We start from the raw sequence: 19,608 nt of genomic DNA, 5'->3' as shown, positions 1-19,608 counted from the left end.
CGGATGACCTCGGGACTGGTTTTGAAGTACTTGAAAGAGGCAGGTTTGGTCATGGGCAAAAGCTACGCAACCGTCCTGCCTGCCTCAAGACAAGTTCTTCTGACAAGACCCCAAGTTCTTCTGACAAGACCCCACAGAGATCTCGCATCGCTAGCTTTGGATCACCGAATTACGTGAACCGAACACTTGGCATGATGCACGACTCTGTTCGCAGTGGAACCTAGAAATATGTCCTCGAATCCGGGCTTATGCGAAGCTAAGACGATGCAATCGGCGTCGCTCTGGTTTGCGAATTCGACAATTGCCCTACCCGCATGCCCGGAGATGAGCTGTACCTTCGCGTCTGAGATTTCAGAGGCAGTGTTATGCAGATTCTCCAATATCTCATGCCGCGTATGTGCAAGCACTTCACTTGGAATCTGAGAACCCACATATGCCGGAATAGGTTCTTGGACGTGCACAACGGTGAAAACAGCGTCGGCATCAGCCAATTGGCGCGCAGCCTTAAACGACGCTTGAGTGTCGTGTTCTTTGTCCAGAGCAACCGGGATCAGGATGTTTTTGTACATTTGACCTCCTATCTACTGCTCCGATGATTTCAGTTTGGTTTTTCGGCGGCACGAACCCTAAACAGGCTCAGACTTTGAAGATTTCCCCGCGCTGTTTGTAGCGGCTACGACATCATCAACTGTTTTCTCAACAGCTTCAGCTTCGGTTTCAGCGACATAAGATGCACAACGAGACACGGTTTCGAACCATTCCTGCGCGTCAGCAACCAACCGCTCAGCCGAATGGCGCTGCCACTCCGTCATACTCTGAAGGGCTTTCGATGGATCGGACGGGTTCGCAGAAGACACTTTGCGTGCAGCTTGTAGAGCCGTCCGAACCGCCTCATGACGCCGTTCGAACCAATGCTGCGCAAAGGCCTCTGTTTCTTCGAGCATTTTTTCTTGTGCGTCCCAAAATTGTTCGATCTGGGCACCGAAGGCTGGATTGCCAGACATGGGCGGCTGCATTTGCTTGAAAACATCCACAAGTGAGGTCGGGCTATTTGTGCTAGATTTCTTTGTCGGCATCGAAAGTTCCTCCTCATTTCCTTAATGAGCTATTGTGCCACCTGCGGCGCGCTTTCGCCTTAATACAGATCAATATCCCCCATTTTTTAGGATCTTCGGCTTAGGCTGCCACGGGACATTGGCATTCTCTCCGACATCGGTTCCAAGATGGCAGGGGTGGAGTTAAAGTAGTTTAGACAAGAACTTAACGCTTGGATCTCTATGCACATTGCCGGCTTTCTGATTACCCTAGGTGTCCTCTTCCTTGCCGGATTGGCGGCCGACCAACTTGGCCGGGTAACGCATCTTCCTCGTGTTACAACCTTGCTTTTCCTCGGTCTGATCGCCGGGAACGCCCGAATGGGTTTGATCCCACTCGACGTTGCAATGTGGTTCGACGAGATTTCCATTGTGGCTTTAACGATGGTCGCGTTTCTTCTTGGAGGTTCCTTAACCCGCGAGAACCTGGTTCGGCATGGCAGAGCCATTCTGACGATTTCGATTTCAATCGTGGTTGCAACCCTTGTTATCGTGTCTGCTGGATTGACCGCAATCGGCGTACCCTTCGGGTTGGCACTGGTGCTGGCGGCAATTGCTACGGCTACGGCTCCGGCCGCCATGACAGACGTGATCAAGCAATCTGGGGTGTCCAACAGCTTCACAGAGACATTAAAGGGCGTCGTCGCAATTGATGACGCTTGGGGTCTGATCGTTTTCAGCATCGCCTTGGTTCTGGCCGGTCATTCGGATGGTTGGGCCACCGTCACGACCACAGCGATGTGGGATTTCGGAGGGGCTTTTTTGTTGGGTTCCGCGCTAGGCGTGCCATCCGCTTACCTCACAGGTCGCTTGAAGCCGGGAGAGCCAATGCAAGCCGAAGCGGTGGGAATCGTGTTTCTGACAGCAGGCCTTTCGTTGTGGCTAGAAGTTTCGTTCCTTGTCGCAAGCATGGTTGCTGGCGCAGTTATTGGGAATCTTGCCCGCCATCACGACCGTGCTTTTCATGAGATCGAGCACATTCAGTGGCCGTTCATGATTTTGTTCTTCCTACTGGCTGGCGCCACGCTGGATATTGAAGCCTTCGGCTTGATGGGCTGGGCTGGTGGTCTTTTCCTATTCTTGCGCGCCGTAGCCCGCCTCGTCGGGGGTTATTGTGGAGCGAGACTTGGCGGCCTGCCTAGCCGTCAGACCCGCTGGTACGGCCCAGCTTTGTTACCACAGGCCGGTGTCGCGGTAGGAATGGCCCTCGTCGCCGGAGAGCAATTTCCACATTGGGCCGCGTCGATCATGGCCTTTACTCTAGCCAGCGCTGTGGCCTTCGAGGTGTTGGGGCCGCCGTTGACTCTCATGTCAATCAGACGAACGGCTGACACAGATGAGCAGATTGGTCAGTAACTATTCAGACTGGATCGATTCAAGAAAGGCGAGCAAATTCGCCAACGGCAGGCCTACCATCATAGGTTGCCCATTAGGCAGAGCCACCGCGATTTGTTGGTCTGTCTCAAACACCGCGCCAAAGATTGGCATTTCGCCCCCATGGGCGAGCAATTGTGAACGACCGTCAATCTGTTCAGCTATAAGATCTATCGGAAACACACCGCCGTTCTCGCCCGCCAATTTGGTAAGGTCAGGTGTTCGAATAGCCAGCATTTCCGCCATTGGCCCGTCTCCGGTTGCTTCGAAACCGTGACATTGCCAGCAATACGTCCGGTACAAATCACTTCCCTCATCAACGCTGACCTCCTGCGCTAGTACGGGCCCCGTGACGAACAGTGCCAGTAAAATCCCTCGAAAAATCTGCATATGCTCCTCCAATTTGCTGCCCCGGAAGAAGATCTAATTATAAGGCATCCTTAAGAAAGCACTTTGACCTTGCTCATTTTGGACGCTCCTGTACGAGGATTGGCGTTTCAGTCGAATAGCGTTTGGTGTACGCGCCTAATTTATTCCTGCCGGCCTACAACTACGCCACCTCATCGTTGACCTCACCACCCTTGCGCGCAGACGGTTCTCCTTCCAATATATTCATATACCTGAGAATTCGTCAGAGGTGATAAGGCACGCGATGCAACCATCTGAGCGCATCCATCCGAGCCCAAGACTGGTAACAGGTTCCAAAGCGTCACGAATTGCTTTCCACCCTAAATCTGAAACCATCGAACATGTTTGCTTTGCCTTTAAGTCCGACGACAAACGACAGTTGGGTTGCGTTCAGCCTCGCAGACCCGTCGCAGCGAGGTGATTGACATAGATCAAAGCACCAACATGAATTACATAGTAAAATTCGAATGTTTCAACATATTCTACGTTCACCGTCCTGTCCCCAAGTAAACACAAAGGTGAATGGAATTTTGAAGGAGTGGAAGTTCCACCCACGGGGGCTCGGCAGGAGTGATGGCGAGCCCCCAGTTAGTTGATTGGCGCCCAATGTGCCCAGGTTGAGACACACGGCATTCGGTGCAGCTTTGACCATAGGATTAAGCCGCTGCGCCAATCGAGACAAAAAGAGAAGGACGCCACTGACGACGTTCGGAGTGGGCAGTTGGCGGAAATCACTTATGAACTCTGTTGATCCAAACGAACAGAAACTCAGGCGGGCCCTTACAACCCCGTTGCTCACGCTTTATGGCCTTGGGGTAACGGTCGGAGCGGGCATTTATGTTTTAGTCGGCGCGACAGCAGACATTGCTGGACCGTTTGCAGCGTTTTCGTTCGTTTTAGCCGCGCTCGTCGTATCACTCACCGCGCTTTCGTATGCAGAACTCGCAACACGATTCCCCGTCAGCGCAGGTGAAGCGGCCTATGTTGAAGCGGGATTTCAGAAAAGATGGATGGCGGTTTTCGTCGGCCTCGCGGTCGCAGCTTCGGGGATTATCTCTGCCTCTGCAGTTGCAATTGGCGCAGCATCATACCTGCATGCTTTAACCGGTTTTGCGATCCCTGTTTTGACCATCAGCGTCGTTTTGATCATGGGTTTAATCGCACTTTGGGGGATCACTGAGTCGGTCTTTGTTGCGGCTGTCATTACGATCATCGAGATCGCAGGCCTTATCTTTGTGATTGGCTGGGGCATGTCGGTTCAGGATCCGCAGGGATACGGAATCAGTTCGATGCTTCCACCGCTTGAATTCGACGCGTGGAGAGGCATTTTCGCGGCATCACTTCTCGCCTTTTTTGCATTTGTTGGCTTCGAGGACATGGCCAACGTGGCAGAAGAGGTTAAAGACCCGGTCCGCACGATTCCAAAAGCGATTTTACTAACCCTCGTTTTGGCGACCGTGTTGTATCTAGGAACCTCAATGACGGTTCTACTTGTTGTTCCGATCGATGTTCTTTCGACATCCGCAGCCCCCCTCGCGCTTGTGTTTTCAAACGCGCCCGAGGTGATCAAACAGGGCTTTTCCGCAGTCGCGATTGTGGCGACAGTCAACGGAGTACTGATTCAGATGATCATGGCCTCGAGGGTGATCTACGGCCTAGCTGACCGTAACCATTTACCGAAGGTTCTGGCGATTGTCCCAAAAGCAACTCAGACACCAGTTATCGCTACTTTGCTGGTCGTGGCGATCATCGTTTTGCTGACCCAAACTATACCGCTTGGTATTCTGGCAGAGCGCACGTCTCAGATCGTTCTCGGCGTCTTTGTACTGGTCAATATTTCGCTGATCCTGCTGAAGATGAAGCCGGACGAGTCCGCAAAGCACTTCCGCGTTCCTCTTGTGATACCGATCCTTGGGGTGATCACCAGTGCATTGCTTTTCGGATCTGGATTTCTCTAACTGATACAACGACCCAAAGGCCTCAACGAGCTGCCACGGCATATGACGACTGACCAAACTTCCATAGGATCAAAACTTTCGGCCTGGTGGCATAGAACGTTTGTGGATCTGGTTCAGCAGCTGAAATGGTCCTATCTGCCACCACTGATGGTCTATTTTGCGGCCGGCGTGTCCGGCCTGACCTCGGTCGTTGGTGCTTTTTTCCTAAAAGACTACCTCGATTTATCCGCCTCTTTCGTTGCAGGGCTAGCATTTTGGGCTGGTATCCCGTGGATACTAAAAATGCCGCTTGGTCATGTCGTGGACCTGTTTTGGCGCTGGAAGTCCCTGCTGATCTTGTTCGGCGCGTCCTTGATCACGTTGTCTTTGCTCACCATGTACGGGCTCGTGACCGCACCTGCGCAGATGTCCAGTTTCATGCCGCTGGAAGACTGGTATGTTGTTGCCTTGCTCTTGGCGCCTTCGGGCTATGCCATTCAGGACGTTGTTGCCGACGCCATGACGGTTGAGGCGGTGCCGAAGGTTGACCAGCACGGCCTACCATTTTCGCCTGAAGAAACCCGTGCTCAGCACACGACGATGCAAACCTTGGGCAGAGTTTCCATTATTTCTGGGTTTGCCGCTGTTGCGGCTGTAAACATCTGGATTTTCTCTGGAACAGAGGATCTGCAAAAATCCGATCGCCTTGCGCTTTATGGCCAGGTGTACCTGATAGCTCTGGCCATCCCTGTGTTATCCGTCAGCGGTGTCGTTCTTCACAGCTTGATCCAGCGTCAGCGTATAAGATCGGGCGACCCGCCCTACGCGCCGGATGAAGTCACCGAAGTCAAATGGTCCATATTGCTGGGCGGCTTCGCATTCGTTGTGCTTAGCATCGTGTTGGGAACCGCCGATTTCGAGTTTGCGCAAGAAACAGTCTTTGCGGTTTCTCTAACGGTGATCCTGTACCTTATGTCGCGCCTGTTGAAAGAGCTGGAACCAGCACAAGCCAGAGCCCTGATCGGGACAGCGACAATCATTTTTGTGTTTCGCGCTGTGCCGCTATCAGGACCAGGCCTGACTTGGTTTGAAATCGATGAACTGGGGTTCGATGAGCAATTCTTGGCAATCCTGGCATTGTTGACCTCGCTGCTGGCCTTGCTCGGGTTAATTGTTCTGCGGCCATTCATGGCCAACCGTTCGATTGCGCACGTAGTGGTACTGTTGACTATTGCGGCGGGCGTGCTCGCGCTGCCCAACCTTGCCCTCTATTACGGTGTGCATGAATGGACGGCGGCGCATACCGGTGGTGTTGTCGACGCAAGATTTATTGCCATCCTCGACACTGCTGTTGAATCGCCGCTTGGACAGATTGCCATGGTCCCGATGTTGGCTTGGATTGCACGCAATGCCCCTGTTCAGTTGAAAGCGACCTTTTTTGCGGTGATGGCATCATTCACAAACATGGCTTTGTCGGCGAGCAGCCTCAGCACCAAATACCTCAACCAAATATACGTCGTCACACGCGCCGTCACATATCCAGAGACCGGTGAGGTCACGTCTGCCGCGGACTACAGTCAACTTGGATACTTGCTGATCTCCGTAGCCGTGATCTCGGTGATCGTTCCACTGGCCACAGTGTTTTTCGTTCAAAACTCGCGCTTCCGAACGAGTGAATGATCACTGGCTTTCAACCTCTCTCAGCAGAGCTCTGAGATGTGAAACCGGGACGCCGATGTTTGAGCCACCAAACTCGGGCAGGATCGCAGCATTGATCGCAACGACCTCGCCCCGCCGATTCAATGCTGGCCCCCCGCTCCCACCGGTCGTGGTCTCGGCGTCATAAACGATGGCGCTCTCACTTGTTCGTGCAACGATCCCCCGGCTTGCGAGTGGGTGAATCATGCTTTGAGTAGAAAGCCGGGACGCGATCGACCAAAAGTTCAGCGTTCCTTCTGCCTCCAGTTCCTCTAGAAAGCCCGGACCGGCCTGCGCGATCAAAGCTTTCAAACCCGTTGGATATCCCAACAGAAAAAGCTCTTCACCGACGCGCGACGTGGCATCCGCCAACGGAATTCCGAGGTCTTGAACGCTTGGCTCAACTGCCAAAATCGCCAAGTCTGCTGCTTCGCTGAACCGAACCAAACGCGCCTCTATTGGTTCCGTTTGATCAGGCAAATAGGCCAACAGCCTCAACATTTCAGGCTCAAGGCCAGCGTCGCTCAACGCCTTCTCTCGGTTCCCCGAAGTCCAGGGCAAAGCGACATGGCGGTTGGTGGCCATCAACGGTACCCCAGCAATCAAAAAGCCGGTTCCGGTGAATTGAAATTCTGCAGGTTCGCCGGTCCCGTCCGGTTCGATCCAAGGTTGGCCGAATGGGGTTTTCAGGTTTTCTCCATTCGGTCCCAATACATGCCGCAATATCTTCCCGCTTTCCACGTGGCGCAGTCCATAAGCCCCCTGAAGGAAAGCGACGGACCGGGTCGAGGCAGCGATCACCCGCGTGGGGGCTCCGGCCCGCTGCTCCAAGGTTCCAAGACGCTGCTCGGTCGACAGAACCTGGTTCTTAAAAGCTTCACGCAAAGAAGCCAAGTCATCAGGCGTAAGTGCATCTTCTCGCGTCTGGGCGAGCATAATCGCGACCGCTTCGATCTTGCGGGACTCCTGTTCAATACTATCCGCCAAGCGCCGGTCGTTTTGGTAAAGCAGGTACCCAAACCCCGCGATCACAAGAAGCGTCGCAAGTACTGTGATCCTGAACAGTATCGTGGTCTGAGACGCAAGCCGCCGCCCGCTGTCGCGCAGGGCACCAGACATCTTTTTAGCGAAGGGTCGACGGCTCGTTCGGGTGTAAGCATAGGCGTCACTGAGGATATCTTCGACTGTGTGGTGCGCGGGAAATGAGTGATCGCACAACCTGTATCGAGACATTGGGCCCTTTTCGCCGAACTCGATCATATCGCCATGCCTCAGAAGCGCCGATGAGGCTTTTTGTCCGTTCACCCATACATTGCGCCCTGCTGACGCGGCTATCGTGTAACCGTCGTCAGCCCACTTTAAGGTGGCAATATCGTTGTCATGCGGAGGCAGGTCGTCTTTAGGTCGAAGGCTTAACACCCTGCCATCGTTAACAGAAACGGTCAGGGCTTTATCGACCAGCCAGTTCACGTAGCCGCGCGATGGTCCGGTCAGGCTCTCCAGAAAGGCCCGCACCTCACCTTCACCAGCATGTCCTGAGGGTGTCATGCCACTCTCTTCTGGTTTTCGCATTGTGGCCCCCTACCCAAACGCGTGAGGGCATTCTACCACGCTTAAACGCCAAACCCATGGCCTGGTACGAATGTACAAAAAACACATTTGTACAGGTGCTTGCGGTGCCTGCGCGGATTCAACCAAAGACACTTATCAGGCCGCAACTCTAAGAAGGTCGATCCACGATCGACCCTCTGCTTTGCTCTTTTCAAGCACGGTATCGAGCCACCAGACCGTCTATTTCGACGATACCTTGATCTTACGGCTTGGGTCCTGAGGCTCAATCTTCGGCATTTCTATATGCAGAACGCCCTTGTCGAACGTCGCTGAAATCTTGTCGATTTCTACAGTATCTGGCAGCGACATGGCTCTTGAAAAGCTGCCATAGCTTCTTTCGCTGACACGAAGATCGCCCGTTTCATCATGCGCAATCTTCTTCTGACCGCGCAGGATTAGCCTGCGATTCTTGATTTCAATTTCCACATCATCTTCTTCGAGCCCCGGCAATTCAGCCGTCAGGACAATCGCAGAATCCGTTTCTTGGACATCGATTGCCGGTGAAATCGCACCCGTCATATCAAGGGACGGAAAACCCGTGCGTTGCGCAGCCGTTTCCATCGGCAGGAAGGGTGATCCTTCCCCAAGAAAACGCGACATCAGGGTTTCCATTTCACGCCGAAAGTTGTCAGAGAGCGGATGCATTCCAGTGAAAAGTTGCGGGGACTTTTTGTCTTCTAACATTTTGAGCCTCCTCCATTGGCCTGATTTCACGCGCGCAACATTATGACAGGAAAAGCGGTCAAGGACCTTGATCTTGCGCAAGCATGCAACCTCAGGATCAGCCAGACCGAACGCGGCGGCTGAACGAACAGAAACGGGAAACTTCGTTCACTAAACTTGCCTCGTCGTGGTGAAGTTAACACCATTCTCAGTAGTCTTGATCGGAATCCCAGGTCAGCTTAGCGTTTATTTTGAATGAGCCCGAGCTGCCTAGCTTTAGCACAGTGGAGCAAAACTGTATGAAATGGCCTTATCTGGCGCTGATTTACGTTTTGCTGATCTTGGCTCCCTTGGGTTTTTCTTGGTCCTTGGGGTGGCCACCACGATCATTTAATCAAGAGCTCGCGTCCGGGCTTGGGATGCTGGCTTTTTCAATAATCTTAGTCGAGTTCCTGCTGTCTGGGCGGTTCAGGTTCATCTCTTCCGGTCTGGGTATGGATGTAACCATGCGGGTGCATCAGTTGATGGCGCGTACAGCACTCGGCTTTGCGCTGATACACCCGCTTCTCTATCAGGGTACGCCTTCGGGCGGACGCCGCCCGTGGGATGAAACAAACCAACTTACGATTTCCACCGACTTTTCTACGCTGGTATCGGGCATCGGCGCATATCTATTTCTGTTCATTTTGGTCGCCTCGGCAATTGCCCGCAAATCCCTTGATTACAAATACGAAACATGGCGCCTCTTACACGGGCTGGGAGCCTTGGTGATCGCATGCCTGTTGTTGCATCACACGGTCTATGCTGGGCGCTACGGTGGGCATCCGCTACTAACCTATCTCTGGCTTGCCCTAACCAGTATTGCAGTTGGAACTTTGCTGTATGTCTATCTCGTTCGCCCTTTACGTCAGAGGAAGAGACAGTGGCGCGTCACGTCTGTGTCTCGACTAACACCGAAGCAATGGGAGTTGCGCGTCGTTCCAGATGGTCACAACGGACTAAACTTCGAAGCAGGGCAATTTGCTTGGCTAAACGTCGGCCACAGTGTTTTTTCGCTGCATGAGAACCCATTCTCGATTAGTTCGGCACCAGCCGAAGGCCCCGAAGTTTCATTCATGATAAAGGAGCTTGGGGATTTCACATGCGGCCTCAGACAGATCGCTCCGCAAACCACGGCCTATCTGGATGCCCCGCACGGAAATCTATCGATCAGCCACCGAACTGAGAAAGGCATTGTTCTGATCGCAGGTGGTGTCGGGATCGCGCCCATGTTGAGCATTGTGCGTCAGGTACGGTTGAGTGGAACACAGTACGAGCTCAAGCTTATCTATGGCAACCGGGTGGAGGAGCAGATTGCTTTTCGCCAGGAGTTGTCCAAAGAAGAAACAGTATTTGTTCTATCCGAGCCGCCAGAGGATTGGTCCGGAGAGACAGGCTTGATCGACGGTCATCTGTTGGACCGCAATTTGTCTTCTGAACAATTTGAAAGCTGGCTTTTTGTTCTCTGCGGCCCCCCTGCCATGATGGACACGGTCGAAGATCATCTGATTGAGCGGGGCACCGCGTCACACCGGATTTTGTCTGAAAGGTTTGACTATGATTAGACTGCTCAGAAACCTGCCCGCACGCCAACAAGTAAAACTCGCAGTTTGGTTGATCAGTATTTCAATCTTCGTCGCTATCTTGGCCTTTTGCTTAAGGTAGAAAGCTAGACCGCCAGGGGTTGGCTAGCTTCAAGGCTGCCGGCCGAAAAGGCAGGTATTCTTGGAGATGGATGCCGTCACGAACTTCCTAATAAACATGCTCCGCGTGGACAGCATGAGCATACCGCAACGATCCAGATATGCCCCCATGAAACGCCTTTGATGGAGATCAAGGGCAACGCACGTCACTTATTCATAATAAGCAATCTATTCAGACCGATTTTTGGGAGGATCGGAATGACTTTACTCATCGCCTTCGCCACGGTCGAAGGCCAAACAGCAAAGATTGCGCGCTTCATCACCGATCTCGCGAAGAATGCCGGTTTCGATGCAAAGCTGATCAATACCGATGAAACGCCCAGCCACGTTTCACTTGACGAAGTGGTCAAGGTTATTCTCCTGGCCCCTGTCCACGAGCGTAAGCACCCCAAGTCATTCGAAGCATTTGTCGCTTCAAATAGAGATGCCTTAATGAAGCGAAAGTCTCTCGTGCTTTCCGTCGGTCTAAAAGCTGCTTTCGCGTCAGGTCGAGAAGAAGCACGCGACTATCTTGACGAAATGCTTCTTCGAACAGGTTTTGAACCAAATGCGACGGCTTTGATCGCAGGCGCGGTGAGGCCCGAAAACTACGGGTATTTTGAGAGGGAGATTCTTCAGCGCGTCGTCTTGCTCGGTCGAAAAATCGATCCACGAGAAGGGGCAAGGGAGTTTACTGACTGGGATGAACTCACGTTAATTGTGATAGAGTTCCTTGGCGAAAACGGGCGGGCAAACACGCTTCAACCTCAAGCGAGTACCCAATAACAACTGGCTGTTCCCGTATTAACCGATGAACGTATAGAGCTACCTATACCAGCAAATCACAGTCGCCAGTTCTCTTCATCAGTGCCCGAACAGCACTGGCAACCTTGTCTGCTCCAACATTGCTTGTGTCGTTCCCCCAAATACCGACTGACGCAAATGGGAATGCCCGTAAGCCCCCATAACAACGAGGTCGGCCCCCAATTCTCTTGCGCGTTCCTGAATGCAGTGTTCAATTGAATTCCCGCCGCACCGAAACTGCGACACGGTCACAGTGCAACCGTGATGGCTGAGCCATCCAGCTAGGTCGGTTCCGGGCGCTTGACCTTCTACGTCATCAGGCGACGGCAAATCAAAACACCCAATCACAACTTCGTTGGCCGCCAGAAGAATGGGTAAAGCTAAATGCGCAACCCTAGACGCAGGCAGGCTATCATTCCATGCCAAAAAAATGCAGTCGCGTTGGGCAAACGGATCTCCATTTATCATCAGGCCTACCGGCGAATGGAACAATACTCCGTACGCGATCTTATGAAACAAATCGGGGTCTTTTCGCAACTCAGCGTCTAGAAAGGCGATATCAGAGCGATTGGCTTGGCCAGCCACAAGATGCTTCAACTCTGCTCCAGATCCCATAAAGGCAATTACATTTGCAGATACGCCTTGCCCTACCAGAAGCGCTTCAACTTCTGTGGCGCGGGACTTCAAGGCGGCATTTTTTCCGTTAAGAACATCCAACCAGTTTGAGGGAAGACCCGCCTCAACGAACCTGTTTGATCCATACTTTAGGTACGGCAGGTTGGGTAAGTCCGCGATCAACACGCAATTCAAGTGAATGTTGTGGTTACAAGCAGTTTCAGCGCATTCCAAAATCGACGCGTCGTCAGCATCAACTCCTACATAATATGCCACTGTTTTGTGTTGCATTCCCGACCTCCGTCCGGAATTTCAATTCGCCCAAAGGCCGTGCTCACGGATTAAACCTACGAAGAGACAGTGTTGTTGGTCGCTCTTCTTATTTCGGCAGCATGAAAAACTCTTCCAGCACAATCTTGCCTTCCGCCACCGAATACACCGCGATCTCGCGCAGGGTCATACGCTCACCCGTGGCCTTCTGAACGACCTCGGCTCTGAAGCGCACTCCAAAGCGGTTGGGTGGGTGGACGTAGGGGCCATCCACTTCTAGTTCTTGGATTTCATGCGATGCCAACCAATCCTCTCTTTTTCCCTTGATGGCTTCTCGCCCCTTTGAAACGCGGAATTGTCGAACCGGAGGCACGACTGCCTCTATCGACTGTGCGTTTTCGGCATACATTTCATCAACACTTGCAAGGCCCCTGCGCTCACGCATGGCCTGGGCGAATGATCTTCCGATTTCGATCAACTCTTCCATGAGCCCCCCCCTGAATTACCATTGACAGTACCACGTCTTGCCCGCGCCAATCTTGACAAGGATCAATAAGAATATCGATGGATACTGTGAGGCCGGTTCGAACAAGTCTCAGCTAGGCCAACAGACATGTCGCTTATAGCGCGCCAAGTTCGCGCCACTCGGCAAGAGCGGCGGCGCCGTGACAACTTGAAGGTGTCTCGGTTGGGAAGGGATCGCCCAAGGCTGAAGTGATTGGAGACGGAGGAGTGAACGGCGACGAGCTTCTTCAAACTTCGCATCCGCCTTAACCGCTGCATCGTATGTCGCGAAAGGTTGTTTTGTCCGCAGACTAGCCGTTGGGGCACCGCGTAGCGGAGGTCTGCTAACCGCCCATAGAGACAGCTGCAGCGCCGTTCGCCAATGAGCTATACGGGCTCGATGCGGTCGCTCAGCCAAATTCATTGAACGACTGCATTGCGGACACTAGCTGCCGTTCGCCTCAGCGCAGCAATATTCCGACAGACACATGACCCATTGACCAATGCTTGTGTTACGTTTCCTCTTGGCAGAACATATGTGGCAACGTTTTCAGGGAATGAACAAACATGAGTTTTGTTGAAGCAATAAAGACGTGCCTCACAAAATACTTCGTTTTTTCCGGGCGCGCGGCGCGGTCAGAGTACTGGTGGTTTGTGTTGTTCGTGGTCCTCGTCAGCATTGTTTTGGCAATCATCGACGCCTCTCTATTCGGCGTGAACCCTGAAACTGGAGAGAGTAGCCAAGTCTTAACTCCGATCTTCCAACTTGCAGTTGTCGTGCCCATGCTGGCCGCCGGATGGCGGCATTTGCATGACACTGGAAGATCAGGCTGGTACTTGCTCTTGCCTGCAGCGCTCAGCATCGCAACCATGTTCATGCTGTTCAGTGGCATCGCTGTATTTTCAGTCCTCGAGCAAGGGGCTGACGACTCTGAAGCATTGAGGGGCCCAGCGGCTCTACTTGGCGTCACTGGTTTGATGGTTGTGGGAGTTCTTCAACTGATACTCTCTGTGCTGATGATCTGGTGGCTAAGCCGACCGTCACAGGAAGGTAAAAATGAATATGGTGCACCAGCAGTTTGAACTTATGACGTGGATCATCAGTGCTTTCGCGGCGGAATGACGAAACATGGCTTAGTTGCCTAGGAGGTTACTTATGAAGAGACATCTAGTCGCCGGCACGGTCCTCACAATCATGGTGTCATCACCTGCCATGGCTGAGTGGAACTTCAGTGGGCCGCCGAACGCCAACGCCTTCATTCAGACCGGCGACATGACTCTGGAGTTGCAGTGCGACCGTGTCCGTTTCGCGCCAGCAGGTTATGACGACTCGCAGGATATTGTCTCCAGGCAGGGCCTGTCCTTTCGGTTCATGAAGGATGGTTCGACCGAGGTAGGTGCGTTTCAGGCAGGATCAGTGAATGCGGATATCTCGCTCGTCGACAACTATCCTGTTGAGGTCCGTTTCTTCGATCAGGGCGACTATGATTTCGTTTTGGATCAGATTGCGCAGAACGCCGTTCTGAACCTTTCGATGGCTGACCAGGATGTCTCTTATGGTATCTTCACGCTCAAAGGATCTTCCGCGGCGGTAAGATCCCTGCGCGCGGCCTGCGGCTCTAACGCGTCGACATCTCAGAGCATGGAGGCGCCAGAAGGCATTGTGTATTGCGGTGGCGGTGCCGTGCAGAGGGTCATCGAATACGCCATCGTGGGTCAACCCGGCGAGCAGTGGAATGCTATCGTGACCGTCAATGGTGAGACAGTTCGGGCGATGACTTCATATAACTTCTTCGGAAATTCTGAACCACCAGCAGGCTTCCAGGTGGCGCTCCTGGGTGAAGATCGGTCAGAGTTCCTCGTCTTCAGCGATGGGGGCCGGAACTGGATCGAGTTTGGCGATTACACCTACGATCAGTGCAACTGAGGCACACGGAAGGGCTGGAGACACGAATATGGGTAGCCAACTGGTTGGAAATGGCAATCGCGCCGGCGCTGGGGTTTTGGCGGTTGCTGTTTGTGCTCTTTCCGTGGCCTTCTATACGCCCTCGGCGCACGCGCAGGATTTGTCCGGGCTGCCCACACAGCTTCTTGAAAGAGTAGAGGCCGCGCAGCAGGCATGTTCGGATATGGAGAACGGGCAGTTCGCCCTTGAGTTGGGAGCCATCCACCGCGTCGATCTCGATGGAGACATCGAGCGGGACTGGGTTCTGGACGAGGCGGGTTTTGCCTGTTCCACCGCTGTGTCGCTCTATTGCGGGACAGGCGGTTGCATGTCTCACTTCTTGGTCGAGGAACATTTGTTCTCGCTTCTCAATCAGGGATGGGACATGGCGAACATCGGCCCATTTCGCGTGCTTTTGGCGGATGTGCATGGCTCGCAATGTGGTGGGATCAACCCAACGCCCTGCATCGTGGCCAGTGTTTGGGATTCAGATGAAACGGTCTGGCGCAGCACGGGTGCAGAGTGGGAGTAGAATATATGGAAAGGCGCCTCGAAAAGATCATGCGTGCCATATGTGCCTGCGCTTTGGCGCTGTCGGTGACGGGATGCGTCGAAACCGCTCAAGAGTTAGCGATCAGCGAACCCGACCCGGAACTGAACTTCGTTCGCGGTTACCGAAGTGTTGCGGACGAGTGCCAGCTTGTCGGCGAAACGGCGTTTACTGGCGATTTGCTCGACGATTCGGCCGATCTTGTGGCCTGTCCGACGGGAAGTGCAGCAATGGCAAGCCTAATGGCGGAAACGGGAGCGCCCGTAATCACCCAAACCAACAGCTTCTCGTTCTTCAGCATTCCCTACCGCTGAACCACATGCTTGCCCTGGACTTTGAATGGTCCTCTCTGTCGATGAGTTCAGGACAACTGCCGGACTACTCCGGAACATCCATCGAGAAGAAGTACGTCGCGCACAACGCTTGACCGGCAATGCCTGCAGGCGGTTCCATGCCAGTAAACATCGCTACGCCAAGGTAGGTAAACCCGGAGCTGTCCTCACTCCAGGTTGCCATATACGTGACTGGTTGGTCGCCACAAAGCGTGTTTCCCTGCCTTAGTGGGCCTGCATCGCCTGATACACGAAACACCTGAGCAACAGGCACGTCGCCAGACGCACCCCAATTGCCTGAACTCTTGGGGTCATGAACTTCGAGATCAAGAAACCTGCCGGTCTCGAAGACCATCCGCTTGGTGGACAAGATTACTGGCCCGGTAATCGCCATTGCCGTTTCGCTGGAAGGATCGAAAGCCTTTGAATCCTCAAAGAGCGGTTGGGATGATGCTGGACCTATCAATATCCACATTGCGATTAGCAGCATCAGGATCGATCGACACATTTGGTTCTCCATTGTGCGAAGTTGTTTGAAAACTTTAAAACACCTGTTTGCTATGCCATCGAATGCAGCGAGTGTCTCTGCCCATGGTTTCGAATGCTGCGCGCGCGATCAAGATCCGAGAAGGGCTCGGTGCGGTCATTGGCAGGTTTTTTTTAAGAATGTCTACTTTGCCGACTTTGCGGTCTGTCAGAAAAGGGAAAGAACCCGTGCGAGTTTTCCTGCCTTCGAACGTTAAGTGTCAGCGAGGTTCAAACGGCGCAGCGATCAGGCCGATGGCCAGATAAGGTTCAAGATCAAAACGACGATGAAAATGATCGGAAAGAAAATCAACGCTTGTTGAACTTTTGAACGGTTCTCAAACCAACCCATACTTCTTACAGCCCAATATGCGCCACCACACAAAAGACCCGTGACAATCGCGTGCAACCAATCCATTAGCAGTCCTCCGCAGGCAGCATAGTCACATCAGAGTAGCGACCATCCGCCGTTGTTATCCGCGCGCAAGCGCCAGTATCACGGTTAAACCAGAATGACGTGAGACCCTCGGAGCGGATCAACTCGTACCCGAGGTTCTGTATGCCCATCTCCGCTTGGCCGGCACGTGCTCCTTCGAATGCAGTCAAATCGCTTGAACTGCCAATAGCAGGTTGGCCCGGTTCGGTAGAAGTGCTTGGAGTATCACATGCGACAAGGCCAAGTGCTGCAAATCCAGCCACAAAGGGAACAAATGACTTCATTGGATTTCCTGCTTGTTGAACTCGGTGGCTACTCGATGCCGATACCAATATCAAAGGTGACCGGTTGCGCCCCGGCGTTTAGGACCTCGACCACATGATCGCCAGACTGCCAAAGTTGGCCTCGATAAGGGGTATCAGAAGAGATCAGGTCTAGAAGGAGCGAGCCATCCGGGTTGAAAATTTTGTAGTCCAACGCGCCACCGTGGGAACCCACGTCCACGCGCATGAACTGACCATCTGCTGCGCCGAGCACGTAGCTCACTGATGTATTCGGGTTCAAAGTGCCCGACATCGCTGCGCCGCTGGTACCTGCCGCGAATTGGACCCGTTGGGTTCCTGAAACTACGAGTAAACCGCCGGACCCCGCCATTGCGCCTTGGCCGTCATCGGCGGCCTGCGCGACGCTGAGTTCAGCGACTTGACCGTCGTTGGACACAAGACATCTCCAGACTGTCTCGCCTTTGTCTTGCAGCATGACGAGCGAATTTGCTTCGGAAAACTCTGTAGACAGAACAGTGCCGCTTTGTCCGTCCGGCCCACCCACAGAACGCAATTGGTCGATGCAACTGTCAATCGCGTCCTGTCCGACGTCAGCGGCCGAGGCGAACGTCGGCGAGATACAAAGAGACAAAGCCAGAACCTTTGATCGCATAACTAAACTCTCCTGGTATTAATTAGACACCGCCGCGTCGCGCAGTTGCTGCAATACGGCATCACATTCGCTGGCCGCTCCGACGATCGCATCCCCGTTTTCTTCCGCGTCCGGGGTCAGTTCTCTCAGGTTAGTGACAGCACGGTTAAAAACTTGATCGACCTGTTCTTCTGTCAGAAGGCCCTCCTGTTGCGCTGCATTTGCAATCCCACAAACACCGGCTGAAAGCCCGGTAGCGATGCCCATTCCAGCGCCACTGCCGATGCCCAGCATCCCGCCACCAATACCGCCCACAAGCAGCCCTATAACCAGTCCCAAAATCAGTTTACCCATTTGTTTTGTTTCCTAATGCTCTGAGGTTTGTCACCATTACAGAGGCTAATTTGCTCTATTCTTTTTCCTGCATAATCTCACCAAAATCACCAAATTCACCGACGGCGCCAGTATTGCTAACAGTGGCCTGACGGTCTCCGGCGCAAATTCAATTGCAAGAACCCACGGTAGGCCCAAGGGTAGCAGAAATAGCCCAGACAAGGGATCTCTTGGCTGTTCAAACCAGCCGAAGGTTCCTGTCATAAAGATGAAACTCGCGCCTGCCCACAGCAACATGAAAACCCAAATCGCGGCTTTGCACAGCATCAGTCATCGCAACGTTCCAGCAAGCTATTTCGCAAAACTAGAGCGTTCCTTCGTTAGTAAGCGACATTATACCGTCTGTGGAGCCGTCACTGTAAGCGATGCACTGCCATGGCGCGCGGTCCGGTCCGACGCCGACGCGCACAAACGTCCCGGCTTCAGAGAACTCCGAACCGAGCAGTGCCACATCCGGATTGTTGGTTGTCGCAGTGACATCACGCAAGCAAGCTTGCTCCGCCGCGTTTGGTGCCGCCGACGTAGCACTGGTTGTGCTACCTTCATCACAAGCGGTGAGAAGTGCAACCGCTGGAAAAGCCAAAAGAAAGTTTTTCATAATGTACCCTGTTTCACGTTGACCTAGGAAAGCGCCGAGGCGCTTTCTCCGGGATCTTAATTTTGTCCCATATTCAACAATACGGTATTCACTTGGTTGGTCAAATTTTTGCGATTTGAATACGCTACCTAATTCAGTCCAATCAAATTGTGTCCGCTTCGGGGTCAGGGCAAACGTTCGATGCGTAGTAGGGCCATAGGCCGGATAAACGGCAGCTTCGGGCTCGAAACAGTCATTAGCTGCAACTTGGGTGCTGTCAGACCAATTCGAACCAGTCTCTGCCAGGACAGGGTCACTGCCTCTTATCCAGCGCAGAGTCCGCGCCATTCGGCGAGAGCGGCGGCGCGGTTCAACTTGAACTGGGGTCTGCTGGAGAGGCTGCGCTCGTGATTGAAATGGTTTGTGACGGAGGCATGGACGGAGGCGAACTTCTGTAGACTTCGCATGCGCCGGAACCTGAGCATCGCTCGCTCCCGTCGTCGGAAAGGCAGGTGTGAGTTCTCCGCTCGGTTGTTGAGCCAGCGACCTGTCTCCTGCCGGTCGCCTGCTCCGAGTTCCTTCAGAGCGGCGCCATAGGACCGGAGCTTGTCCGTCACGATTGCCTCGGGACGACCGTGCTTGCGCATTGCTTTCTTGAGAAATTTGAGCGCCGCCTTCTTGTCTCGTGTCTTCGTCACGAAGCTTTCCAGCACCTCGCCCTCGTGATCAACAGCCCGCCAGAGGTAGTGACGCTCACCGTTGATCTTCACGAACATTTCGTCGAGGTGCCAGCGCCACCGGCTGGATTTTTTCCCTCCGATCCGGCGTTTTCGGATCTCCGAGGCGAACATCGGACCGAACCTGTGCCACCAATATCGGACCGTTTCGTGGCTCACATCGACACCCCTTTCATGAAGGAGATCTTCGACATTCCTGAGCGAGAGCGGAAAACGGACGTAGAGCATCACCGCCAAGCGGATGATCTCCGGGCTAGTTTTGAAGTACTTGAAGGGACGGGATCTGGTCATGCAGGGACGCTAGCCAGCGGCCTGCCCTGCCTCAAGATAAGTTCCTCTGACACTACCTCCCTGACGCCTTCATCCGCACCCGTGCTCAGCTCGCCTTGGTGCTGTCAGACGAATTCGAACCAGTCTCAGTTTGCCGCGGAAACCGCGAACCTATCCGGAACAAAGCTGACGCCACTCGCTAAGAGCGGCGGCGCGGGTCAGCTTGAAG

20 protein-coding genes and 1 pseudogene are annotated in these 19,608 nt (G+C 53.5%); 9 read left to right on the top strand and 12 right to left on the bottom strand.

The window, feature by feature from the left end:
• Positions 1-161: 161 nt before the first annotated feature.
• Together AC2FML_RS18925 and AC2FML_RS18920 are read right to left on the bottom strand one after the other, a co-directional pair.
• Positions 162-569, bottom strand: a complete 408-nt coding sequence (locus AC2FML_RS18925) for a universal stress protein (protein WP_093964967.1) — start codon at positions 567-569, stop codon at positions 162-164.
• 57 nt (positions 570-626) lie between these two features.
• Positions 627-1,076: a phasin family protein gene (locus tag AC2FML_RS18920; protein WP_170343047.1), complete on the bottom strand. Its 450-nt coding sequence runs from the start codon at positions 1,074-1,076 to the stop codon at positions 627-629.
• A gap of 201 nt (positions 1,077-1,277) precedes the next feature.
• Between AC2FML_RS18920 and AC2FML_RS18915 the strand changes: the two genes are divergently transcribed.
• Positions 1,278-2,450: a cation:proton antiporter gene (locus AC2FML_RS18915; RefSeq protein ID WP_496784071.1), complete on the top strand. Its 1,173-nt coding sequence runs from the start codon at positions 1,278-1,280 to the stop codon at positions 2,448-2,450.
• On the opposite strand, the gene AC2FML_RS18910 is transcribed toward AC2FML_RS18915, so the two are convergent.
• Positions 2,451-2,858: a c-type cytochrome gene (locus tag AC2FML_RS18910; protein ID WP_141138522.1), complete on the bottom strand. Its 408-nt coding sequence runs from the start codon at positions 2,856-2,858 to the stop codon at positions 2,451-2,453.
• Between the two features lie 755 nt (positions 2,859-3,613).
• On the opposite strand from AC2FML_RS18910, the gene AC2FML_RS18905 reads away from it, so the two are divergent.
• Positions 3,614-4,834, top strand: coding sequence for an APC family permease (locus tag AC2FML_RS18905; RefSeq protein ID WP_260065402.1), 1,221 nt, complete (start codon positions 3,614-3,616; stop codon positions 4,832-4,834).
• A gap of 42 nt (positions 4,835-4,876) precedes the next feature.
• A complete protein-coding gene (locus tag AC2FML_RS18900; RefSeq protein WP_496784070.1) occupies positions 4,877-6,493 on the top strand; it encodes an MFS transporter in 1,617 nt (538 codons plus the stop codon).
• Here the strand turns inward: AC2FML_RS18900 and AC2FML_RS18895 are convergent, their stop codons facing one another.
• Both AC2FML_RS18895 and AC2FML_RS18890 read right to left on the bottom strand, forming a co-directional pair.
• Positions 6,494-8,083: a trypsin-like peptidase domain-containing protein gene (locus tag AC2FML_RS18895; RefSeq protein WP_496784069.1), complete on the bottom strand. Its 1,590-nt coding sequence runs from the start codon at positions 8,081-8,083 to the stop codon at positions 6,494-6,496.
• Between the two features lie 219 nt (positions 8,084-8,302).
• Positions 8,303-8,806, bottom strand: coding sequence for an Hsp20/alpha crystallin family protein (locus AC2FML_RS18890; RefSeq protein WP_093964961.1), 504 nt, complete (start codon positions 8,804-8,806; stop codon positions 8,303-8,305).
• Positions 8,807-9,084: 278 nt separating this feature from the next.
• On the opposite strand from AC2FML_RS18890, the gene AC2FML_RS18885 reads away from it, so the two are divergent.
• Positions 9,085-10,389: a ferredoxin reductase family protein gene (locus AC2FML_RS18885; protein ID WP_093964960.1), complete on the top strand. Its 1,305-nt coding sequence runs from the start codon at positions 9,085-9,087 to the stop codon at positions 10,387-10,389.
• A 336-nt stretch (positions 10,390-10,725) separates the two neighbouring features.
• Positions 10,726-11,292, top strand: coding sequence for a flavodoxin domain-containing protein (locus AC2FML_RS18880; RefSeq protein WP_496736494.1), 567 nt, complete (start codon positions 10,726-10,728; stop codon positions 11,290-11,292).
• A 78-nt stretch (positions 11,293-11,370) separates the two neighbouring features.
• On the opposite strand, the gene AC2FML_RS18875 is transcribed toward AC2FML_RS18880, so the two are convergent.
• The 3 genes and pseudogenes from AC2FML_RS18875 to AC2FML_RS18865 form a co-directional block, all read right to left on the bottom strand.
• A complete protein-coding gene (locus tag AC2FML_RS18875; protein WP_170370237.1) occupies positions 11,371-12,216 on the bottom strand; it encodes a universal stress protein in 846 nt (281 codons plus the stop codon).
• Between the two features lie 88 nt (positions 12,217-12,304).
• Complete coding sequence (locus tag AC2FML_RS18870) at positions 12,305-12,682, bottom strand: SnoaL-like domain-containing protein (protein WP_093964958.1); 378 nt, start codon at positions 12,680-12,682, stop codon at positions 12,305-12,307.
• Positions 12,683-12,815: 133 nt separating this feature from the next.
• A pseudogene (locus AC2FML_RS18865) lies at positions 12,816-12,978 on the bottom strand (IS6 family transposase); the annotation flags it as partial.
• A 288-nt stretch (positions 12,979-13,266) separates the two neighbouring features.
• Here AC2FML_RS18865 and AC2FML_RS18860 point away from each other — a divergent pair.
• The 4 genes from AC2FML_RS18860 to AC2FML_RS18845 all read left to right on the top strand — a co-directional run bounded on the left by AC2FML_RS18860 (position 13,267) and on the right by AC2FML_RS18845 (position 15,508).
• Positions 13,267-13,782, top strand: coding sequence for a DUF805 domain-containing protein (locus AC2FML_RS18860; RefSeq protein WP_496784068.1), 516 nt, complete (start codon positions 13,267-13,269; stop codon positions 13,780-13,782).
• A gap of 73 nt (positions 13,783-13,855) precedes the next feature.
• On the top strand, positions 13,856-14,626 hold the full coding sequence (locus tag AC2FML_RS18855) for a hypothetical protein (RefSeq protein ID WP_496784067.1): 771 nt from the start codon (positions 13,856-13,858) through the stop codon (positions 14,624-14,626).
• A gap of 28 nt (positions 14,627-14,654) precedes the next feature.
• Positions 14,655-15,176 carry a hypothetical protein gene (locus AC2FML_RS18850; protein WP_093964955.1) on the top strand — a complete coding sequence of 174 codons (522 nt, stop codon included), beginning with the start codon at positions 14,655-14,657 and terminating at the stop codon, positions 15,174-15,176.
• A gap of 5 nt (positions 15,177-15,181) precedes the next feature.
• On the top strand, positions 15,182-15,508 hold the full coding sequence (locus AC2FML_RS18845) for a hypothetical protein (protein WP_141138521.1): 327 nt from the start codon (positions 15,182-15,184) through the stop codon (positions 15,506-15,508).
• 64 nt (positions 15,509-15,572) lie between these two features.
• Here AC2FML_RS18845 and AC2FML_RS18840 read toward each other — a convergent pair whose 3' ends face one another.
• The 4 genes from AC2FML_RS18840 to AC2FML_RS18825 form a co-directional block, all read right to left on the bottom strand.
• On the bottom strand, positions 15,573-16,034 hold the full coding sequence (locus AC2FML_RS18840; RefSeq protein ID WP_141138520.1) for a hypothetical protein: 462 nt from the start codon (positions 16,032-16,034) through the stop codon (positions 15,573-15,575).
• A gap of 765 nt (positions 16,035-16,799) precedes the next feature.
• Positions 16,800-17,423: a hypothetical protein gene (locus tag AC2FML_RS18835; protein ID WP_496784066.1), complete on the bottom strand. Its 624-nt coding sequence runs from the start codon at positions 17,421-17,423 to the stop codon at positions 16,800-16,802.
• Between the two features lie 18 nt (positions 17,424-17,441).
• Positions 17,442-17,756: a hypothetical protein gene (locus AC2FML_RS18830; RefSeq protein ID WP_093964951.1), complete on the bottom strand. Its 315-nt coding sequence runs from the start codon at positions 17,754-17,756 to the stop codon at positions 17,442-17,444.
• 939 nt (positions 17,757-18,695) lie between these two features.
• Positions 18,696-19,400: an IS6 family transposase gene (locus AC2FML_RS18825; RefSeq protein WP_170340517.1), complete on the bottom strand. Its 705-nt coding sequence runs from the start codon at positions 19,398-19,400 to the stop codon at positions 18,696-18,698.
• Between the last annotated feature and the right edge of the window lie 208 nt (positions 19,401-19,608).

The sequence above is a fragment of the Ruegeria sp. BHSC029 genome, from assembly GCF_059613085.1.
This window is presented reverse-complemented; position numbering and strand designations above follow the sequence as displayed.